18 protein-coding genes are annotated in these 20032 nt (G+C 67.3%); 10 read left to right on the top strand and 8 right to left on the bottom strand.

The features are described from left to right. The first annotated feature begins 10 nt into the window (after positions 1 to 10). The 4 genes from rpsF to rplI are packed head-to-tail and all read left to right on the top strand — an operon-like array spanning position 11 to position 1672. A complete protein-coding gene (rpsF, locus tag KZC51_RS02305; RefSeq protein ID WP_247628407.1) occupies positions 11 to 379 on the top strand; it encodes a 30S ribosomal protein S6 in 369 nt (122 codons plus the stop codon). A 5-nt stretch (positions 380 to 384) separates the two neighbouring features. After that, a complete protein-coding gene (locus KZC51_RS02300; RefSeq protein WP_247628406.1) occupies positions 385 to 900 on the top strand; it encodes a single-stranded DNA-binding protein in 516 nt (171 codons plus the stop codon). A gap of 53 nt (positions 901 to 953) precedes the next feature. After that, a complete protein-coding gene (gene rpsR, locus KZC51_RS02295; protein WP_017203799.1) occupies positions 954 to 1208 on the top strand; it encodes a 30S ribosomal protein S18 in 255 nt (84 codons plus the stop codon). Between the two features lie 11 nt (positions 1209 to 1219). Then, complete coding sequence (gene rplI / locus KZC51_RS02290) at positions 1220 to 1672, top strand: 50S ribosomal protein L9 (RefSeq protein ID WP_247628405.1); 453 nt, start codon at positions 1220 to 1222, stop codon at positions 1670 to 1672. Positions 1673 to 2052: 380 nt separating this feature from the next. On the opposite strand, the gene KZC51_RS02285 is transcribed toward rplI, so the two are convergent. Together KZC51_RS02285 and KZC51_RS02280 are read right to left on the bottom strand one after the other, a co-directional pair. Next, positions 2053 to 3411 (bottom strand): hypothetical protein, encoded by a 1359-nt coding sequence (locus KZC51_RS02285; protein WP_247628404.1) that lies wholly within the window; start codon positions 3409 to 3411, stop codon positions 2053 to 2055. A gap of 103 nt (positions 3412 to 3514) precedes the next feature. Next, positions 3515 to 4513 carry a RodZ family helix-turn-helix domain-containing protein gene (locus KZC51_RS02280; protein WP_247628403.1) on the bottom strand — a complete coding sequence of 333 codons (999 nt, stop codon included), beginning with the start codon at positions 4511 to 4513 and terminating at the stop codon, positions 3515 to 3517. 526 nt (positions 4514 to 5039) lie between these two features. On the opposite strand from KZC51_RS02280, the gene dnaB reads away from it, so the two are divergent. The 3 genes from dnaB (at position 5040) to KZC51_RS02265 (ending at position 8762) form a co-directional block, all read left to right on the top strand. Continuing rightward, complete coding sequence (dnaB, locus tag KZC51_RS02275; protein WP_308194278.1) at positions 5040 to 6413, top strand: replicative DNA helicase; 1374 nt, start codon at positions 5040 to 5042, stop codon at positions 6411 to 6413. A gap of 163 nt (positions 6414 to 6576) precedes the next feature. Continuing rightward, the gene (locus KZC51_RS02270; protein ID WP_247628402.1) at positions 6577 to 7620 is read left to right on the top strand and encodes a helix-turn-helix domain-containing protein; all 1044 of its coding nucleotides are present in this window, start codon (positions 6577 to 6579) and stop codon (positions 7618 to 7620) included. Continuing rightward, positions 7617 to 8762: a hypothetical protein gene (locus tag KZC51_RS02265; RefSeq protein ID WP_247628401.1), complete on the top strand. Its 1146-nt coding sequence runs from the start codon at positions 7617 to 7619 to the stop codon at positions 8760 to 8762. The genes KZC51_RS02270 and KZC51_RS02265 overlap by 4 nt, the downstream gene beginning before the upstream one ends. Here KZC51_RS02265 and KZC51_RS02260 read toward each other — a convergent pair. The 3 genes from KZC51_RS02260 to KZC51_RS02250 form a co-directional block, all read right to left on the bottom strand. Beyond that, positions 8713 to 9351, bottom strand: a complete 639-nt coding sequence (locus tag KZC51_RS02260; protein ID WP_247628400.1) for a hypothetical protein — start codon at positions 9349 to 9351, stop codon at positions 8713 to 8715. The two genes, KZC51_RS02265 and KZC51_RS02260, sit on opposite strands and share 50 nt — an antisense overlap. Beyond that, positions 9341 to 9667, bottom strand: coding sequence for a hypothetical protein (locus tag KZC51_RS02255; RefSeq protein ID WP_247628399.1), 327 nt, complete (start codon positions 9665 to 9667; stop codon positions 9341 to 9343). Before KZC51_RS02255 ends, KZC51_RS02260 begins: the two co-directional genes overlap by 11 nt. A 183-nt stretch (positions 9668 to 9850) precedes the next feature. Continuing rightward, positions 9851 to 10135 carry a helix-turn-helix domain-containing protein gene (locus KZC51_RS02250; protein WP_127012854.1) on the bottom strand — a complete coding sequence of 95 codons (285 nt, stop codon included), beginning with the start codon at positions 10133 to 10135 and terminating at the stop codon, positions 9851 to 9853. 676 nt (positions 10136 to 10811) lie between these two features. On the opposite strand from KZC51_RS02250, the gene KZC51_RS02245 reads away from it, so the two are divergent. After that, positions 10812 to 11186: a hypothetical protein gene (locus KZC51_RS02245; RefSeq protein ID WP_247628398.1), complete on the top strand. Its 375-nt coding sequence runs from the start codon at positions 10812 to 10814 to the stop codon at positions 11184 to 11186. Here the strand turns inward: KZC51_RS02245 and KZC51_RS17585 are convergent. Further along, positions 11183 to 11317 carry a hypothetical protein gene (locus tag KZC51_RS17585; RefSeq protein ID WP_281731694.1) on the bottom strand — a complete coding sequence of 45 codons (135 nt, stop codon included), beginning with the start codon at positions 11315 to 11317 and terminating at the stop codon, positions 11183 to 11185. The two genes, KZC51_RS02245 and KZC51_RS17585, sit on opposite strands and share 4 nt — an antisense overlap. A 595-nt stretch (positions 11318 to 11912) precedes the next feature. Here KZC51_RS17585 and KZC51_RS02240 point away from each other — a divergent pair. Further along, entirely contained in the window at positions 11913 to 15128 is a 3216-nt protein-coding gene (locus tag KZC51_RS02240) for a GH92 family glycosyl hydrolase (RefSeq protein WP_247628397.1), read from the top strand. A 55-nt stretch (positions 15129 to 15183) separates the two neighbouring features. Next, positions 15184 to 17127 (top strand): glycosyl hydrolase 2 galactose-binding domain-containing protein, encoded by a 1944-nt coding sequence (locus tag KZC51_RS02235; protein ID WP_247628396.1) that lies wholly within the window; start codon positions 15184 to 15186, stop codon positions 17125 to 17127. A gap of 80 nt (positions 17128 to 17207) precedes the next feature. Here the strand turns inward: KZC51_RS02235 and KZC51_RS02230 are convergent, their stop codons facing one another. Together KZC51_RS02230 and KZC51_RS02225 are read right to left on the bottom strand one after the other, a co-directional pair. Then, positions 17208 to 19184 carry a glucosidase family protein gene (locus KZC51_RS02230; RefSeq protein WP_247628395.1) on the bottom strand — a complete coding sequence of 659 codons (1977 nt, stop codon included), beginning with the start codon at positions 19182 to 19184 and terminating at the stop codon, positions 17208 to 17210. Then, entirely contained in the window at positions 19181 to 20023 is an 843-nt protein-coding gene (locus tag KZC51_RS02225) for a fumarylacetoacetate hydrolase family protein (protein WP_247628394.1), read from the bottom strand. Before KZC51_RS02225 ends, KZC51_RS02230 begins: the two co-directional genes overlap by 4 nt. Positions 20024 to 20032 lie beyond the last annotated feature (9 nt).

Here is a 20032-nt window from a genome sequence, read left to right as displayed (position 1 = left end):
AGGTGGGTAAGTGACGCACCAGTACGAACTCATGGTCATCTTGACCCCCGAGGTCGACGAGCGCCAGGTCGCACCTACGCTCGACAAGTTCCTCAAGGTCATCACCAACGATGGCGGATCGATCGACAAGGTCGACATCTGGGGCAAGCGCCGTCTCGCCTACGAGATCCAGAAGAAGACCGAAGGCATCTACGCCGTCGTCAACTTCACCGCGACCACCGAGGCCACGCAGGAGCTCGACCGTCAGCTCAAGCTGAACGAGCAGATCATGCGCACCAAGGTTCTTCGTTCGGAAGAGGCTCAGGCGATGGTCGCAACCGAGGCCAAGCGCACCGAAGAGAAGGCAGCCCGCAAGGCCGCCAAGGCTGCGAAGGCCTAAGTCTCATGGCCGGCGAAACCGTCATCACCGTGGTGGGCAACCTCACGGCCGACCCCGAGCTGCGATACACGCAGAACGGGCTGCCGGTGGCGAACTTCACCATCGCTTCCACGCCGCGCAACTTCGACCGTGCTGCGAATGAGTGGAAGGACGGCGATGCGCTGTTCCTCCGCGCATCCGTCTGGCGCGAGTTCGCGGAGCACGTGGCGGGTTCGCTGACCAAGGGCATGCGCGTCATCGCGCAGGGTCGTCTGCGTCAGCGTTCCTACCAGGACCGCGAGGGCAACCAGCGCACGGCGATCGAGCTGGAGGTCGACGAGATCGGCCCCTCGCTCCGGTACGCCACGGCGCAGGTCACCCGCGCTGCCTCGAACGGTGGTGCCGGCGGTGCCGGTGGTGCCGGTGGCGGACAGTCTCGTCCCGCACAGGTGTCGGAAGAGCCGTGGTCCACGCCCGGCTCGTCGACCAGTGCAGATGCCTGGAGCACTCCGGGCAGCTTCGGCGACGACACCCCGTTCTGATCAAATCTCTGGATGTGCGCGTGCGCGCATCCGCTCATCAATAAGGAAGAACCATGGCTGGAAAGTCGAGCGGCGACCGCCGCAAGCCGCGGAAGGGCGCGAAGAACGCTGCTCCCGCGAAGTCCATCCGGGTCGGTGTCATCGATTACAAGGATGTCGCCACCCTCCGCAAGTTCGTCTCGGAGCGCGGCAAGATCCGTGCCCGTCGTATCACCGGTGTCTCGGTGCAGGAGCAGCGTCTGATCGCCACGGCGATCAAGAACGCGCGCGAGATGGCGCTCCTGCCCTACGCTGGCGCCGGCCGGTAAGGGGTATCGAGATGGCAAAGCTGATTCTCACGAACGAGGTCGCCGGGCTGGGTAGTGCCGGTGACGTGGTCGAGGTCAAGAACGGGTACGCCCGTAACTTCCTCATCCCGCAGGGTTTCGCTACGGCGTGGACCCGCGGTGGCGAAAAGCAGGTCGCTTCGATCCAGGCCGCGCGTCAGGCACGCGCGATCCACGACCGTGACGACGCTCTCGCGCTGAAGAACGCTCTCGAGGGCACCAAGGTGCGCCTCACGGTCAAGGCCGGCAAGGAGGGTCGTCTCTTCGGCTCCGTCAAGACGGACCACGTCGCGGATGCTGTCGCAGCCGCCGGCCTGGGCTCGATCGACAAGCGCAAGGTGCACATCACGTCGCCCATCAAGGTGACCGGTGAGCACGAGGCGACCGTGCGTCTGCACGACGACGTCACCGCAGTCATCACGCTGCAGGTCGTCGCCGCCAAGTAACTCCGTTCCTCGGGTGTTGAGCCCGTCGACGCACGAACGCCCTCTGTCTTTCCGGACAGGGGGCGTTCTGCATGCGCGGTAGTCGTCTTCGGCACCGGTTGCAGGAGATTCTGCGGACTGCAGGCGGATCCGGCCGGGATTCCTCCTGCACGTCGCCGATCCTCCTGCAGGTCGCGGAGATGTGTGGGCCGAGATCGCCTCGATGGCACGGCGGATGCCTCGTGGAGCGGAATCCCCACGAGGCACCCGCTATGTGGCGCGGGCTGCGACGCGGCAGGATGCCGGGACGCGGTGCCCGGTCGCCGTCACCGCCGACGCACCCGCGCACCGACGGTGCAGGGTCTCCTCCCCCGAGGACTCCCGCACCGCCGGGGCTGTGGCTACGCCGTCATCGTGCGGCGACGCACCAGGGCGAGACCGCCGAGCAGCAGCAGCGCTCCGATGGCGAGCAGACCGGGTGCGGGGGCGCCGCCGGTCGTGGCGAGGCCTTCCGCCATGCCGGTCGTGGCCGCGCCGGAGGCTGATGCTGCACCGGGCCCGACGGGGTCGGTGCCCGGGTCGGTGCCCGGGTCGGTTCCGGGGTCGGTTCCGGGGTCGGTTCCGGGGTCGGTTCCCGGGTCGGTTCCGGGGTCGGTTCCGGGGTCGGTTCCGGGGTCGGTTCCGGGGTTCGTGCCCGGAGTGGTGACCGTGCTCTCGCCTCCCACGGCGATGGCATTGCCGCCGATCGTGATCGGAAGGGTGACCGGGAGCGACAGCTGTGTACCGCCGAGGATCGAATCCAGACCGGTGGTCACACCGCCCCCGCTGGCCGGAGCGGCCGGGACGGCACCGGCACCGCCGGTGACACTGCTGTCGCCGAGGACGCCGATCGCGTTGCCGCCGACCGTGACGGGAGCGGTGACCGGTGCGGACACCTGCGTGCCACTTCCCACCCCGTCGTCACCTGATGTCGTCGGTGCGGCCGGGGTGCTTCCGGACGTGCCGGAGGGAGCGACCGCAGCCGGTCCGGCGACAGTGCTGTCACCGAGGATCGAGATCGCGTTGCCGCCGACCGTCACCGGCGCGGTGACCGGCGCGACGACCTGGGTCCCGCTGCCGACGGCATCCGATCCGTCCGTGACTGCCCCGCTCGGAGCGGGGGATGCCGGTGCTGCGGCCCCCTGCTCTGCCGGTGTGCTCGCGCCACTGGTGCCGAGCAGTGCCACCGCGTTGCCGGTGACTGTCACCGGTACATCGACCTGCAGCAGCGCCTGCGTGCCCGAGAGCACGCCGTCGATGCCGGTGGTCGTGACGGATGGCACCCCGGCCGCGGGAGTCTGGGCCTGGGGAGCCTCACTCTGGGAAACCGCGGTCGGAGTGCTGGTCGAAGAGGTGCCGAGAAGGCTCACCGCGTTGCCCGTCACGGTGACGGGAACGGTGACGGTCACGGCGGCCTGGGTGCCGGAGGCGGTGCCGGATTCGCCGCTCGTCGCGGGAGCCGGGGCCGGAGCGGGGGCTGGGGCCGGAGCCGGGGCTGGGGCCGGAGCCGGGGCTGGTGCCGACGCGGTCGAGGCGCCGAGCACCGAGATCGCGTTGTCCACCACGGTGATCGGCGCGGCGAGCGGGGCCACCACCTGGGTGCCGGAGAGAAGTCCATCCTCTCCCGATGTCTCGGCCGCGTTCGCGGCTGTCGCGCCGAGCAGGGTGATGCCGCCGGCGATGAGCGTCCCCCAGAGGGCACGCTTCAGATATGTACGCATGATGTTGCTCCTGACTGGGTGTGGGGTGTCTGGGAAGTGCGCACGCATCTGGAGTGCGCGCAGCACAGCATCTGCCGTTCACGAAGAACGACGAGACGACCCGTCAGTCAGGAGAGACGTCGGTGTCGGCGACCGGAGACGCCGGCAGGGCGTCGTCGGATGCGCCGGCAGCCCGCTCCCAGGCACGGAGCGGGGGCACGCCGGGGTCGCTGAGGCGAGCATGGGCGTACGAGGATCCTCCGCCGGGGCCGGCGGAGGAAGTCGGGGATGCGGGGGCGCCGGGTGGGCCGCCGGGGGCGCCGTCCGTGGGGAGGGTCGCCGGGGACGCGTCATCGTGCAGAGCGGCACCGGACGGTGGCGCAGAGGCGTCGCCTGAGGTGGATGCCGTCGTCGTCGCGGGTGCACTCGAGAGCCCTGCCCCGATGGTGACCGAAACGCCGGTCGCCGCTGCGACCGGGGGAGCATCCGTCGGGGTGGCCGGAGTGTTCGGCGCGGGCTCGGTGCCGGGAGTCGTCGGGTCGAGGCCTTCGAGCACCGGCGGAAGAGTCTCGGCAGCGACGCCGCCGATGAGTCCTGCCGCATCGTCGACGACGCTGACCACATCGCGCCCGATCTCGGTCACGCCGAGATCGCCGATGACGGGAAGGCCGGCGACGACGTCCAGGATCGGATCGGTGATCTGCGCGACCGGCGAGTCGGTGAGCAGGTCGGTGACGGGAGTGGTGACGGCCTGCGCCGTGTCAGCGACGGTCTTCACCACGGGCGCTGCCGCTGGACCGACCGCGGGCACTGCGGCCACGGTCTCGGTGACCGTCTTCACGGCCTCCGGCGCTACCTGTTGCACCGGAGCGACGGCGGTCTTGACGACCGGGGCGACGACCTGGGTCACCACGGGAGCGACGACCTGCGTCACGACGGGCTCGGCGATACTCGTGACGGTCTGGTCGACGACAGACGTGAGTCCGTCGAGCAGACCGTCGTCGCCTTCGTCCGCGTGCGCGGCACCGCCGGTGAAGATCGTGAATGCGGACCACAGGAGCACGCCGAGGCCACCCCAGATGACGCCGGCTGGTACGCCGCGTCGGGTGGCCCGAACGTCCACGTCAACCTCCCCCTCCGAAGGCAACGCACGTCTACACGAAGTGCATCGATTGCCGGAGACCTTACTCGCACGTACACCCCCTGTCTAGGGGGTTTTCGGCGCGATCCGGATGATGTCCGTCCGTGACGCGCCCGGGGGATTCTGAGCTTGACTTTCCCCAGGTTCTGCACATTCCTCCCCAGACGGGGCAACCTTCAATCGAGTATTTAAACTGTTTTCCATCCACAGGGTGGGGAAACAGGAAAGTCCAGTTCAGGCTGAATAAGAAAGTTGTCTCTGTTGCCCCTCCACCGAGTTATCCACAGTAGTTCTGCACAGACACTCCGATCTTGTTCGCACATTTTGCACAGGGTTATCCACAGGCCGTGTTGCATGTGGATAGCGCCCCTCGTAGCGTGGGCGAGCGACCGAATGTCGGGGGCGTCTGGTTCGCTGTGCAGGAGGCCATCACGTGGCCGATGCGCATACGGCTCCACCTCCCGCGTGGGAGCCACGCACTCAGAAAAGTCGCATCGAAGGGAACAGTGTGTCGATCGCGGACATCTCGCAGGACCGTCTCGGAGGGCAGCGCACTCCGGAGCGCGTGCCGCCGCACGACCTTCTCGCGGAGCAGAGCGCCCTGGGTGGCATGCTGCTCTCGAAGGACGCCGTCGCCGATGTGATCGAGACGCTCAAAGGCGCCGACTTCTACATCCCCAAACACGAGTTGATCTTCGAGGCCATCCTCTCCCTCTACTCGCACGGCGAGCCCACCGACGTCGTCGCCGTCACCGACGAGCTCATCAAGACCGGTGAGCTCGGCCGCGCTGGCGGTGCCGACTATCTGCACACCCTGACCTCGATCGTCCCCACGGCCGCGAATGCCGGCTACTACGCCGGAATCGTCTCTGAGCGTGCGGTGCTGCGCCGCCTCGTCGACGCGGGGACCCGCATCGTGCAGCTGGGCTACGCGGGCGAGGGCGACGCGACCGACATCGTCAACAACGCCCAGGCTGAGATCTACGCCGTCACCGGTGCCGAGACGGCCGAGGACTACGTTCCCCTGCAGATAGCCGTCGACGCCGCTCTCGAGGAGATCGAGGCGGCCAGTGGGCGCGATGGGTCCATGACCGGCGTCCCCACCGGCTTCAAGGAGCTCGACGAGCTCACCAACGGTCTGCACGGTGGCCAGATGATCGTCGTCGCCGCCCGACCCGCCATGGGTAAGTCGACGCTCGCGCTCGACTTCGCGCGATCGGCATCCATCGGTCACAACCTCCCCTCCGTCTTCTTCTCGCTCGAGATGGGCAAGAGCGAGATCGCGATGCGTCTGCTCAGCGCCGAGGGTGCGATCCCGCTGCAGAACATGCGCAAGGGAAACCTCGACCCTCGCGACTGGACGACGGTCGCCGCGACCCGCGGGCGCATCAACGACGCCCCGCTCTACATCGACGACAGCCCCAACATGACGCTGGTCGAGATCCGCGCGAAGTGCCGTCGGCTCAAGCAGCGCGAGGGTCTGCGCATGGTCATCATCGACTACCTGCAGCTGATGACGTCGGGCAAGCGCGTCGAGTCACGCCAGCAGGAGGTCTCGGAGTTCTCGCGTAGCCTCAAGCTCATCGCCAAGGAGCTGCAGGTTCCGGTCATCGCCCTGTCGCAACTGAACCGTGGTCCCGAACAGCGCACCGACAAGAAGCCGGCGATCAGCGACCTGCGTGAGTCCGGCTCGATCGAGCAGGATGCCGACATGGTCATCCTGCTGCATCGCGACTCGGTCTACGACAAGGACGTGCGTCCCGGTGAGGCCGACCTGATCGTGGCCAAGCACCGTAACGGTCCGACGGCGACCATCACCGTCGCGTTCCAGGGCCACTACTCGCGCTTCGCCGACATGGCTCCGGGCGGCGACTTCCACTGAGTTGTAGGTTCCGCGTGAAGATGACAAATTCCACCGCTACTTGTCAGTCACTTGGCAGTACTGCCAAGTACAGTGACCTCGCGCGCTACTCACAGGATACCTGCAGGAATATTTCTGCACATAGAGAGCGTGATTGTCGGAGGTGTCCGCTACGATAGTTGCCATGGCAGACTTCGCTTCTGATCGTCGGACCGGCCGGGTGATGCTGGGCACGGTCCGGGTCGCGCGTGGGCTTACGCAGGGAGCCTTGGCAGCTGCGACGGGGATCTCTCAAGCGGTGTTGTCGAAGGCTGAGGCTGGTCTGGTCGAGCTGGACGCGGAGCGCCTGGAGACGCTAAGTGCTGTATTGCGCGTGCCTCCTGTGCTACTGACCTTGCCGGTGGATGAAGGGGCGGCGCCGTATGTGTTTCATCGCAAGCGTTCCACCCTTCCGTTGTCGGTCGCGAACCGGCTGCGTGCCGAACTGGAGCTGCTGCACCTGCAAGTAGCTGGGCTAGTCGCGGGCAGCACGCCGGTTCGTTTGGTACGGCATCCGCTCCCGCCAGACGGGTTCGATACGCCGGAGGAGATCGCACGCGAGGTCCGGGCGTCCATCGGCGTCGTGTCTGGTCCGGTGGCGGACCTGGTAGGTGCGCTGGAAGCTGCCGGGGTCGTGGTGGCGAAGCGGTCGCTGGGATCGGAGCGCATTGATGCGCTCGTGAGCTGGCCGGAGGGGCAGCGACCGGTGGTGCTGCTGGGGGACCATATCCCTCCGGATCGGCAGCGGTTCTCGTTGGCTCACGAACTAGCGCACGCCGTGATGCACCAGGTGCCGTCGGAAGATCAGGAGTCCGAGGCAGATCGGTTCGCAGCAGAGTTTCTGATGCCAGCGAAAGATGTACGGCCGGACTTGGCGGCGGCTCCAGTGACCATCCCGGGCTTGGCCCGGCTGAAATCCAAGTGGCGAGTGTCGATCGCGGCGCTACTGCGACGCGCGGTGGATCTAGATGTGATCAGCGAGGGGCGGTATCGGCAGCTAAACATCGAACTCTCCCGGGCCGGATACCGCAGTGTCGAACCGGTCGCGATCGCTGAGGAGCATCCCCGCCTGATCGGCCGGGTCGTGCGGCAGCGGCTGAACGACGGCGAGGCCGTGGAGGAGTTGGCGCGGGACGCATTCCTTGATCAAGACGAGTTTGAGGATCTTTACGTAAGGAGCTCAGCATGACGGATCAGAAGAACCTCGGGTTGGTCGACAGCACGCTGAGATCGCGGACGTCGCGTGAGCCGCTCGTCGGCACCACGCTGATCGAGCGTACTCTGGCGGGCCGAGTGTTCACGATGGCCGGTGGGGAGACGATGCAGACCGCGCCGTACGTGAACTCGGAGCGTGGTGGCATGGTGTTGACCGGGCCGACGGCGCTGCAGACAGCAGGGCACCTGCGGGCCCGGCACGAGGAGCTAACCTTCCTCATCGAGCCGACCTCGGTATTTGCTCTCGCCACGGCAGAACGCCCCTTGATCATCGACGAGCCGGCGGATGCGCTGTTTGCGCCGACAGTCGAGGAGGTCCTCCAGGCGCAACGCGATGCGGGGGCATCGGTCGCTGTGATCCCAGCGGGGTTCGTGGATGTCGCGGACTCCGAGGCGCTTAAGGCGATCCTTGCCGCGGCCAACAAGATTGACCGCGATGACGCGATCCTGCCCTTGGCGGTGCACCAGAAGTGGTCGACGCCGGAGCTCATCTCACAGTTGATCGCAGTCGCCACGCGCAGCCGCCATCCGGTCGCGCTGGCACTCGGGGCGAAGGCCGGTGACCCGCTGAACCTCAAGGGTGGACCGGAGTCGTATCGGCGGTTCTTCGGAGAAGTCAAGGGTGCGGTCCCTTGGCGGGCGGACCTCGCCGGGATCGATGCGATCGTGTACGGCGCGCGGGCGGCTGCCATCGGTCAGATCCCGAGTCTGCGTCGTCTGTCAGTGCCAGGGAACAAGTCATTCTCGAGTCGCCCCAGCGACCGGGCGCCGCACGTGCTGATGCCGGAGCTGATGCGATTTGCACGGTCCAGTGAGATGCACATGAAGTGGTTCGCGAGCGCCACCCCGTGGCCGTGCCTGTGTGCGCATTGCGGGGGCCGCGCGGTGGACTCGTTCACCGGCTCTGATGAAGATCGATTCCTCGCACACCTGCACAACCTGGCCGTGTTCGATGAGATCGTTGCGACCGCAACCTCGATGAGCACCGCTCAAGCGGCTCAATGGTGGAGTCAGCGGTTGGCTGAGGCTGAGGCCGAGCATGTCCGACTCGCCCAGCACACCGGCGTCATGATCCCTCTACCTCCGACTCTCGCGCGGTGGCGTTCGCTGGGCTGAATGCTTGCGCATACATGCGCTCTGCGAATAGCCACGAAGCACCCGTGAACCGGGTGGGCTGAAAAGGTGCTGGCGTGACGAGCGTGCGTTCGTCGTCGTCATCAGTCACGGTCACGCCGACACCGTAATAGCTCGCCTCCAGCAGAAGCGTCTCATCGACGCGCCCGGATGGAACGACGAGTCGACGACGAGCGTAGGGGGCGAACGTCGTTGCAAGTTGCAAGGTGCGACGACTCAGCGGACCGAGAACGGAAACCAGTTCCACCGTCACAGGCGGCTCTGCCGTGCGGACGACCGCTGGGCAGTTCCCGGCGATGGTCCGTTTCTCGGCGAATCCGAATCGGACCGCGCGTCTAGTCAGGCCTCGTTCGTACGCTCCGAGTGCAGCGATGGCGACGGGTTGATCGACCGAGAGCGTGAGCAGGAATCGCAATGTGTCCAGGTCTTGCACCGGTCGAGTCGCATTCGCCGCGCGACGTCGCTGGATCTCCTCTCCGTGTAGCTCGAGGTCGGCGTGCACTCGCAGCACACCGGAAACCCAACTCGCGCCGGACGTGCCGGCGGTGGCGGTGGAGGAGCTAGTTGTCATGGTGGCCTCCGAAGCCTAGGGTCTCAGTGACCTCGGACGTGAGCTGTGACGCCGCCTGCCATACGAGATGTTCGCGGCGCTGGTAGGTGAGGGTGCGTTCCCCTTCGACGCGGCCCACGACCTGAACGAGTCCGGCACGCTTCAGGCGTGCGAGTAAGCCGTGCACGATGCTCCCGGCTAGACCCGTGGTGCGCTCGATGACTGGAGCGCTGAAGGTGGTGTCCGGCGCCTGCGCGATCTGCGACATCACGGTGAGCATGTGCTCGCTGCCGAAGACTGCCTTCGACAGTTCGGCTGCTCGGGATCCGATGGGCACGGTCTCAGTCTACGCATGAATTCATGATTCGTGAACATTGAATTTCAATTGAGTTGGCGACGCGGCGTTGCCCTCATGTGCGGTTAGCCAGATCCAGTCACCACGAGGTTGACCACGCCTCGGGTGAATGCGCGTGCGGCGGCTGCGCGCACTCGTGGCTCCACCGCGGGGCGGGCGCAGTGGCTAGCGCGCTCGAAGATCGGGCGGGGCATCGGGGATCAACTCGTCCACGGAAACGGCGAGTACTTGAGCCATCGCGATCAGCGTACGAAGCGTGGGATTCGCTGGGTTGCCAGGCCTCGACTCGCCCTTCTCATACTTCTGATAGGTGTAGCGGGTGAGCCCGGAGCGGTAGGCGACCTCTTCTTGGCTGAGGCCGGCGCGCTCGCGCACGGAACGAAGCGTGGTCGCGAAGCGCTGGGAGTAGAGGCTCCACTCCTGCTCAGTCGCTTCGTTCCGACGGGTCACATTCTCAGCGTGCTGAAGGTGGAGCCGCGGTATGGCCTAATCGGTATGGCATAATTTGGGAGGCCATACGAAACAATCCTTGCTCTCCGGATTTCCTCCGCTGCTCCTGCACGTGTGCTGCCCTTCTCGACGACAGCCGGTCGCATCTCGGGAGAGGCCCGTGCGTGCGATCGTGATTGAGATGGTGGCGGTGGGACCCGATTCCAACCCGATCTGGTGGAGAGGAATCGGCTCGCCGGCTCCTGCATCTTGGGCGTACGTCTTCGAGGACTTCACCGGCGACGACACGGCGGAGTCGTGGGCTCTCGCCGCGGCGGTCTTCGTCGCTCAGACCCGTCGACGGACGGGACTGAGTCCGACATTCGCGGAGCTGTTCGCTCACCTCCTACCGGACACGTGCGGGCTACCGGCTCCCTTTCCGCCAGGCCTGGAGTTCATGGAGCGGCGTCGTGCCATCTCGGGGTTTCGTGGGCATGTGGCGATCGAGTGGCGGCGTCGCAACATGATCGCGTGGGATTCCGGAGTGACGCGAAGCCTGCGTGTGGGGCGAGCGTTCAGAGAGCTCTCTCGCGCGAGGAACAAGAGTGGCAGGGGGCGTGAAGATCGCGATGTCTGACGCCAACAGCAGACTCGACGTCGATGTGGTTAAAGGGCAGGTCACGCTAGGGAGGCCCGCATGAACGACGAGTATCCGCCGAGCATCCGGAAGATTGTCGCGCGCATCGATGCGGGTTGGCCGCCCGTCGTGGACGTCAACCCTGGCTGGTACACACTCCTGGAACGCCTTGATGCCGCGCTCGTGGAGATCGCACCCGATTACCGTGTGCAACAGGTCAAGTCGAAGTTCGGCTCGCTGAGTTACTCCGCGAGTCCGTCGGATGACCCGTACGACTACAACGAGGCGTTCATCGAAGCGATCCGAGCTGCGGAGTGGGCCAGCATCGAGGTGTGCGAGCTCTGCGGCGTTTCGGCAAAGCAGTACGTGATTCGGATGTGGGTCTGGACGGTGTGTGACGAGCACGCGGACGCGCTGAGGTCCATGTCGCACTAACCGCTGTTGCGCTGCGCGTACTGGCGGGCGGCGTCCCACCAGGGGTTCTCGTTGATGACATACGGGCGGGTGCGTTCACCAGGCGCTGTGCCGACGAAGGTGATGAAGTCGGCGTCTCTGAGCTTCTTCATGAGGGAGGTCACGATGCTGTTCGGAAGTCCGGTTCGCTCGACCAGCAGTTTCGCTGAGATCCACCGCCATCTCCACCCGGAACCTGCACTGACCCGGCTTACCGGCTGCCTTTCCGCCGGCACACGACGAGGGCCTTTCGATCCGTGCCACCGCGGTCAAGCTCGGTCTCTCGCGTCAAACGGTCGCTCGGACTCGAGACGCGCACAGTATTCCCTCGAGACCGGGTCGCCGGCCGCGATTCCACGTAGACATCGAGTGGCTACGCGAGCAGTACGAGACGGAACGACGGGCCGGGGCTAGCTTCGCTCGCGAGCTCGGCTGCAGTCCGACGACGATCCGCAGGCATTTCCGCGCGGCGGGCCTGACGCCGGTCGCAACGTAGCGATCGATGTCGCATCGCGAGCAACGCCGCCATCATCAACACTTCGAGCGGCGGCGCCCGAACATTCGAACGAACTTCACGAGCGGGCGCCCCTCCTCGTTGCCATGGCGGAGGGCCCCGCGGGATCGATCGCAGCGCCGTCGTAGGTGACCTCTTGTGGCATTTTCCGAACAACGTTATCTTGAGGTGACGACCCGAACCGGAGACCGACCGTGCGCACCATCCCTCGACCGATCGAGCCTGCCTCGCTCGCCGTCACCTCGGGTTCGGGTCCGCACACGTCGTTGACCTCGCGTCCCGGCATCGGCGCCGTGAGCCCGACGTGTCTGCGCGTTGAGATTCCGGGCTCGGGCTCCGGGCGCCTGACCGCCGACCTCACGTTCACGACACGGACCTTGCAGCCGGGCGATCTGCTCGAGTACTACGTCTTCGCCGAGTTCGTACCCGGGCACATCCCCGATCACGGCGCGATGCCGTGGTGGGAGGGAGGCTACGCGGCCACGGGAACCTCGATCGACCTCCTGTTCTCCGATGGGCGCCGTCTTGTCGACGCGGGAGCTCGCGATCATCACGGCTTCGGCATCGACGCGGAGGATCAGGGACGATCCCGCAGCATCTCCGTCGATCAGTGGACGCGGAAGGAGGTCGACCTGTCGGCGTTCGCGGGCGTGAGCGTGGTGTCTGCGCAGATCCACGTGAGTGCGCACGCCTCCGTATACGACGCCGTCGCATGGGTGGACGGGCCCTTCCTCGCGACCGCGCCCGCTCCGAGTAAGGACGGCCCGGTAGGTCTGGTCGACACCCGCCGAGGGACCCACTCGTCGGCGCGCTTCTCGCGGGGCAACACCGTCCCTGCCACGGCCCTCCCGAACGGAGGCGTGCTGATCGTCCCGATGACGTCGACGGACGACCTCGCGTGGCCCTACTCGTACCACCAGCACAACGACGCCGAGTGCTGCACACCGTTCCGCGGAATTGCGCTGTCCCACACGGCCACGCCCTGGATCGGGGATTGGGGGCGCCTCCACGTGCGCCCGGTGCCGGCGGACCTCGACGAGGTCGGGAGCCGCTTCCGCCACGCCGACGAAGTCGCCCGGCCCCACGATTACGCCGTCCGTCTGGAGAACGACATCGTCATCCGGATCGCTCCAGTCGCGACCGGCGCGATCGCCGCCGTCCGCTTCGCCGAAGCGGGCGGAGCCCTCATCCTCGACCAGGGGCCGGCGGGCGGAGAGGTGCGCGTGATCGAGCGCGACGGACGCGCGGTGATCCTCGTCCGCAACGCGCACCGGGCAGGCATGATCGCCGGTGCTCCAGTCACTCACCATGCCATCGCGTTGGACTGCGCGTTCACGGTCGACGATCCGCCGGCGCAGGGCTCCTGGGCCACCAGCTTGACGCTGAGGATGGACGTGCCCTCCGTGACGCTGTACCTCGCGACATCGACGCTGGGCGCCGAGCAGGCGCTGCGACGGCTGGACGAAGCGGTGGCCACGGGCCTGACCGTCGACCGGGCCGTGGCCGACGCGGCACAGGTGTGGAACCGCCTGCTCGGTCGGATCCGTGTCGACGGTGCGAGCCGCGATCAGCTCGTGACGGTGTACTCCTCGCTCTACCGCCTGTTCCTGTATCCGAGCGCGCTGGGCGAGCACTCGGAGTCCGGTGCCATGTCTCCCGATGTGTTTGCCTTCCGCCCCGAGTCCGCGCCCACAGGCGATGCCGTCGCCGGTGACGTGGTCGTCAACAACGGATTCTGGGACACGTATCGCACGGCCTGGCCCGCATACGCCCTCTTCGCACCGGAGCGCGCCGGACACCTGCTCTACGGGATCGTCCGGCACTATCAGGAATCAGGCTGGGTCCCGCGGTGGACCTCTCCCGGCTTCATCGACTGCATGGTCGGGACGAGCAGTGACATCGTGTTCGCGGATGCAGTCGCCAAGGGCGTCGAGCTGACAGACCTTGAAGCCGCGTACGACTCCGGGATCAAGAACGCACTCGTGCCCTCTCCGGAACGCTCGGCGGGTCGCAAGGGAGCGGAGCGCGCCCTCTTCCGCGGACACGTCGACGACACCGTCGAGGAGGGCCTGTCGTGGACGCTCGAGAACGCCATCAGTGATTTCGCGCTGGCCGAGCTGTCCCGGATAATCGGCGAGCGGTTCGGCGAGGAGCATCCACGAGCGGCGGAGTTCCACGCGAACGCCGTCTACTTCCGTGACCGCTGCCGTGCCTACGCGACGATGTTCGATCCGATGAGTGGCTTCTTCCGCGGACGGGCGCCGCACGGGGCGTTCTCGATCCCCGATCCGCAGTTCGATCCGCGGGTGTGGGGCGGCGACTACGTCGAGACCAACGCCTTCGGGATGAATTTCACGGCGCCGCACGACGGTGCAGGCCTCGCGCGTCTGCTGGGCGGGCGCGACGGGCTCCGTCGTCGCCTCGACCTCTTCTTCGACACCAACGAACGCGGCGACGAGGCCGTGTGGGGCGCGTACGGTCGCACTGTGCACGAGATGACCGAGGCACGCGACATCCGCATGGGCATGTTCGCCCCCTCGAACCAACCCGCGCACCACATCCCCTATCTGTACGCGCACACCGACGACAAGGCACGGATGCAGCAGATCGTACGGGAGTCGCTATCGCGCCTGTTCCTCGGTTCGGAGTTCGGTCAGGGCTACCCGGGAGACGAGGACAACGGCGAGATGAGCTGTTGGTATCTCTTCGGTGCGCTCGGTCTCTACCCCCTCGCACCGGGATCACGCGAGTACGTGATCACCACACCGCTGTTCTGCGGCGCGGAGTTCGACGTCGCCGACGGCCGGACCGTACGTATCGAGACGCGCTCCGACCACGCGGATGACGTGTTCATCCAGCGCGTGCGCGTCGACGGCGAGGACTGGCACCGTGTGACCGTCGACCATCATCGTCTGCTCGCCGGATGTCGCATCGAGATCGAGCTCGGCAGCGTGCCCTCCGACTGGTTCGACGGGAGCTACCCCGCATCCGTCACCCGGGACGATGAGGATGTGCATCCCCTCGCCGACATCATCGACCAATCAGCGACAGTGACCGGAGACGCCGACGACGTCCGTGCCCTGTGCGACGACGATGCGCGTACGGAGACGGTCGTCACCGGGCAGGGCTGCGTGTGCATCGTCACCGAGCAAGCGAGGGCGGTGCGGCTGTATACCCTGACGTGCGGGGCCGTGCCTGCGGAAGGGCCGTCGAGCTGGGAGGTGTTCGCCGAGGATGCCACGGGCGCACGGCGCCTCCTCTGTGCCGAGAACGGTGTCACCTGGCGGTGGCCCCACGAGACGCGCGTCTTCGTCGTGCCGGAACCGCTGAGCGCGCACATACACCTCCTCCGGATCGGCGACCCCGAACCCCGTTCGCTCGCCGAGCTCCAGCTCCTCGCCGCCCGCTGATCCGCCCCGACACTTCGGAACCAGCACCCTGCACCCCCCCACGAAAGGTATTCCCATGACGCGCACCGTCGTCGATCTGGCCTCGCTCACCTGGACGCTCGAGGGCTGGCGTCCCTGGGAGTGGGAGCTGGCCTCCGCCGTGGAGACCGCCGTCTCGCGCAGTTGCGACATCGGCCCGGTCCCCGCCCGATTCCCGGGGTCCGTGCGCGGTGCGCTCTGGGAGCACGGGCTGATCCTCGATCCGTCGATCGGACTCCAGTCCCGGGCGAGTGAGTTCATCGAACATCGGCACTGGGTGCTGCGAGCGACTCTGCCGGCGGATCTGCCACAGGGCGGACTCGAGCTCGAGTTCGACGGTCTGGACGGACCCGTCGTGGTGTTCATCGATGGCGAGCGCCGTGCCGAGACGGCGAACTCCTTCGTGCCGCTGCGCGTCGACCTTGGAGATGCGTCGTCGCGTTCCGGAGCCTCGATCGCTCTCGTGTTCCTGACCCCTCCTCCCTACCTGGGGCAGATCGGCCGTACGTCGGAGCTTCGAGACTGGCGGCCGCGCTTCAACTATGGCTGGGACTGGACGCCGCGTGTCGTGCAGATCGGCCCGGCGCGTGCGGGGCGGCTCACCGTGCGCCAGGGGGCTCCTGCCCCGAGGGACCTGATCGTCAGGGCGGAGTTCAACGCCGAGACCACGGCGGAGACGACCTCAGGAACCGGGACCGTCAGCGGATCCGGAACCGCGACCGCCGGTGCCGAACTGCGGATCGCGCTGCTGTCCTCCGACGGAGATGCTCGCGCCGAGACGAGCGCCACGGCGGACGCGGAAGGGTCGTTCCAGTTCACGCTGACCGCGGACGGGGTGACCGGATGGTGGGGGACCGGGCGCTGCTATGTCGTGCGAGTGACGGAGGACGAAGAAGGGCAGGCGGTCGAACGCCGGATCGGGTTCCGAGACGTCCGCTGGCAGAGCAACCCCGGAGCCCCGGATGACGCCGAACCGTGGCTGCTGCACATCGACGGCGCGCCCGTCTTCATCCGCGGCGTCAACTGGATCCCGCTGCGGGGCGACTACGCCGACGTCGGGCTCGAGGAGTACCGACAGCGCCTGGAGCAGTACCGCGACCTTGGCGTGAACCTGCTGCGGGTCTGGGGCGGATCCGCCCGCGAGCGCGACGAGTTCTATGAGATGTGCGACGACCTGGGGCTGCTCGTGTGGCAGGAGCTGCCGCAGAGCTCCGCGGGACTCGACAACCACCCGCCCACGGATGCTGCCTACGCCGCAGAGCTCGCGGAGATCGCGGAGCACTACGCCCGAACGCTGCATCATCACCCCTCCGTGATCGTGTGGAGCGGGGGGAACGAGCTCGCGGGCGCGCCCGGTGAACCGACTCCCGGCACCCCGCTCACCTTCGACCATCCGGCGCTGCAGGCGGCGAAGGCAGCCATCCGCGCGATCGACCCCGACCGCAAGGTGGTGCCGACCTCACCGACCGGACCCCGGTACGTCGCGGACGAGAGCGAGTTCGGGCAGGGGCTCCACCATGATGTGCACGGGCCGTGGGTGGTCTCACCCGACCCGGCGGAATGGGAGCGGTACTGGCATGCCGACGATGCGCTGCTGCGCTCGGAGGTCGGTGTCGCGGGGGCCAGCAGCGTCGATCTGCTCGAGAAGTACGGGATCGACGGCGCGAACGCCGAGGAGCGTGCACAGCTCTGGCGCCACACCTCCAACTGGTGGTTCGATCGCGATGACATCCCGGAAACGGACCTGCCCACCTGGGTGGAGAAGAGCCAGCGCGAGCAGGCGGCCGCCCTCACCGTCGCGGCATCCTCGGCGATGGACCGCTTCCCCGCGTGCGGCGGCTTCATCGTCTGGATGGGCCACGACTCCTTCCCTTGTGCGATCAGCCTGGCGGTAGTCGACTACGAGGGAAGGCTGAAGCCGGCAGCCCGCGCGCTCGGACAGGTGTACGGCCGGACCCTCGCGGCCGAGAAGCGCGGCTGAGCGAGACGGCGTCGGACGACACGGGGTGATTGGTGCAGGCCCGCGACTGATCACCCCGGTTCATGGCGTCGTCACCGGCCTCAGCTCTCGGTCCGCTCCAACACGAAGGAGCGCGACATCGTGAACGTGGCCACGCCCTGCCCGTTCGCGTCCACCTCACGCGGCCCCGCACCGACGAGCGCGTATCGCGCACCGGGAACGAGCCCGGCGACGCGAACGCTGCGAGGCAGGTCGTCGGCCAGGCGCAGGAGGACGCGTTCAGGCGAGTGCGACAACTCGATCGTTCCCCAGCGCGCACGGAACGGTCCGCCTCGCATCGGCGTGATCGACACCGACGTCAGGTCCAGGTCCAGCCCGCAGAGGCCCTCGCGGAGCAGGTTGTCCGTCAGATCCGGATACTCGTGGTACCCGTCCGGGCGCACCAATCGCCCGTCCTCGGCGTAGCGCTCCCGCATCCAGACCCGATCGAGCAGATCCCCCCGCACCGGCTCGAACAGCGAGCGGAACGCGGCGGCGTCGCCCATCGCGCGTCGTGCGAGAAGGTCCGCCCACCACAGCCTCCCCATCGCTATGTCGGAGTCGCCCACGTTGCCGCCGTAGCAGTCCGCGGCGGTGTAGGGCCGCAGGCTCACATACGTGCCCCTGCCGCCGGGATGGGTGAGGGGATGGTCGTCTAACAGGCCGACGATGCGGCGGGCCTGTTCGGCCGTGGCGGCGCCGGTGGCGATCGCGAGGTAGTTCTCGGTGTCGACATGGTCGTCGAGCAACGTGCCGTCGGTGGCGATGCTGGTGACGAAGTGGTCGTCGGAGGCCGCCCAGAGCGCACCGAACCCGGCCTTCACCGCATCAGCCGCTGCTTCGAGCCGATCGCCGATGCCATCACCGGCGACCCGGGCGGCACCGGCAGCTCGACGGAAGGTCCGCAGGGCCATCGCGTTCGTATCCAGCGTGATACCGGCGCGTCGGAAAGTGTCCGCCCAGAGGGCACCGGTCACGGAGAGCAGGCCGGTCTCGGGGTTGCGCTGCCGGAGAAGCCATTCCGCTGCCCGTCGGAGTCCGCGTGCCCAGACGTCCTGGAACCACTCGACGTCGCCCGTCGCGCACGCGATCTCGATCGCCGCCTCGATGAGGAACATGTTCGGTCCGGGTTGCGGTGAGCCGGAGATGGCGAGGTAGAGGGGCTCCTCGCCGTCGAAGTGGTGCGGGACGAGGCCGTCCGGCCGGATGCCGTCGACGGATCGTTCGACGATCATGCGCGCCTGCTGCTGCAGGAACGGGATGCCGGAGAAGGCCAGCGCGGTGGATGCGCTCCACGCGTCCGGGTCGAAGAACGTGTGCAGCGTCCCGTAGGCGCGCTCCGGGGCGAAACTCGTCGGGTACGTGCTTCCCCGGTGCTCGAGGCTGCCCAGGCACGGCACCTCGGACGCCCACAGTGCGAGCCGATGGGCGCGAAGATCCCGCGGGTCGGAGTAGTCCACGGCATTCTCGAAGAGCCGCGGTGCGGGGTCCGATGCGTCCAGGATCCGGATGACGACGTCTCGGGTCTCTCCCGGTTCCATCGCGACCGGTCGGACGTGCTCGACCGGGTCCCAGGCTGCGTCGCTGACGCTTCGAGCGTGGTCGCCGATGGTCCCGGCGACGACGACCGAGAGCATGAAGGTCTCCGGGCACCATCGGCAGACCACGGCGCCGGAGGATGCGTCGTCGAGGTGCACGACGCGGCTGTCGCTCACGGACATGGCGTATGCGGTGAGCAGGGCGGCAGGCGGCGCGATCCACCGATCCGCGTCACCGAAGCGCTGCACCACGCCCTCGTCGTACATCGCGACGCCGAACGGGCGGCCGAGATCGATGTCGACGACGACGACACCCGAGACCTCGGCCAGCGCCGTGACCTTCACCGTGACGGAGAGGTCTCGTCTATCGGCCGCGTCGGCGAATTCGACAGCGTGATCGATCTGCAGGAGGTCGTCCGTGAGGTGGGTGCGGAGGAAGACGCCGGTCTCGGCTCCGCAGGTCACGGTGCGCAACGGAACGGTCCCATCGATGCCGCTCACGTGAAGACCTGCCGTTGTGTTCCCAGGCCGTCGATGGAGAGATCGACGACGTCTCCTCGCTGCAGGTAGGGAAAGCGGCCGGACAGCGCGACGCCTTCCGGAGTTCCCGTGAGCACCAGATCGCCGGGTTCCAGCGCCATGTACTGGCTGAGATGCCACACGATGTGGTCGACGTCGAAGATGAGGTCGGCGGTGGTCGAATCCTGCCGGGGCTCGCCGTTGACGAAGCTCCGCAACCGCAGCGCGGAGGGGTCGATGTCGTCGGTCGTCACGAGCCACGGTCCGGTCGGGCTGAACGCGGGGGAGCACTTGCCCTTCGACCACTGGCCGCCCGACTCCTCCAACTGGTGCGCCCGTTCGGAGACGTCGTTGACGATGACGAATCCGGCGACGTGGGCGCGAGCGTCGGCAGCGCTGGGGAGTGCATAGGCGCGTCGACCGATGACGACACCCAGCTCGACCTCCCAGTCGGTCTTCGTGCTGTGCGGCGGGATGGGCACGTCGTCGTTCGGGCCGGACATCGTGTTCGGCGTCTTCAGGAAGACGACCGGCGCGCTCGGCGGTTCCGCTCCGGACTCGGCCGCGTGCGCGGCGTAGTTCAGACCGACGCAGATGATCGCGCTCGGACGCGCGATGGGGGAGCCGGTGCGGAGCGTCTCGGCGCCCGCCAGGAGCGGGAGGGAGCCTTTGGCGAAGGCTTGGCGCACACGCTCCAGTCCGCCGGATTCCAGAAAGGCTCCGTCGATGTCCGCGGTCAGTCCGCGCAGGTCGAACGTCGAGCCCTGGGCGATGGCGACGGGGATTTCCGCGCCCGGAGCGCCTAGTCGTGCGAGTTTCATGCGTGCCTT

Origin of the sequence: Microbacterium croceum, assembly GCF_023091245.1 — a bacterium.
Lineage (GTDB): Bacteria > Actinomycetota > Actinomycetes > Actinomycetales > Microbacteriaceae > Microbacterium > Microbacterium croceum.
This window is presented reverse-complemented; position numbering and strand designations above follow the sequence as displayed.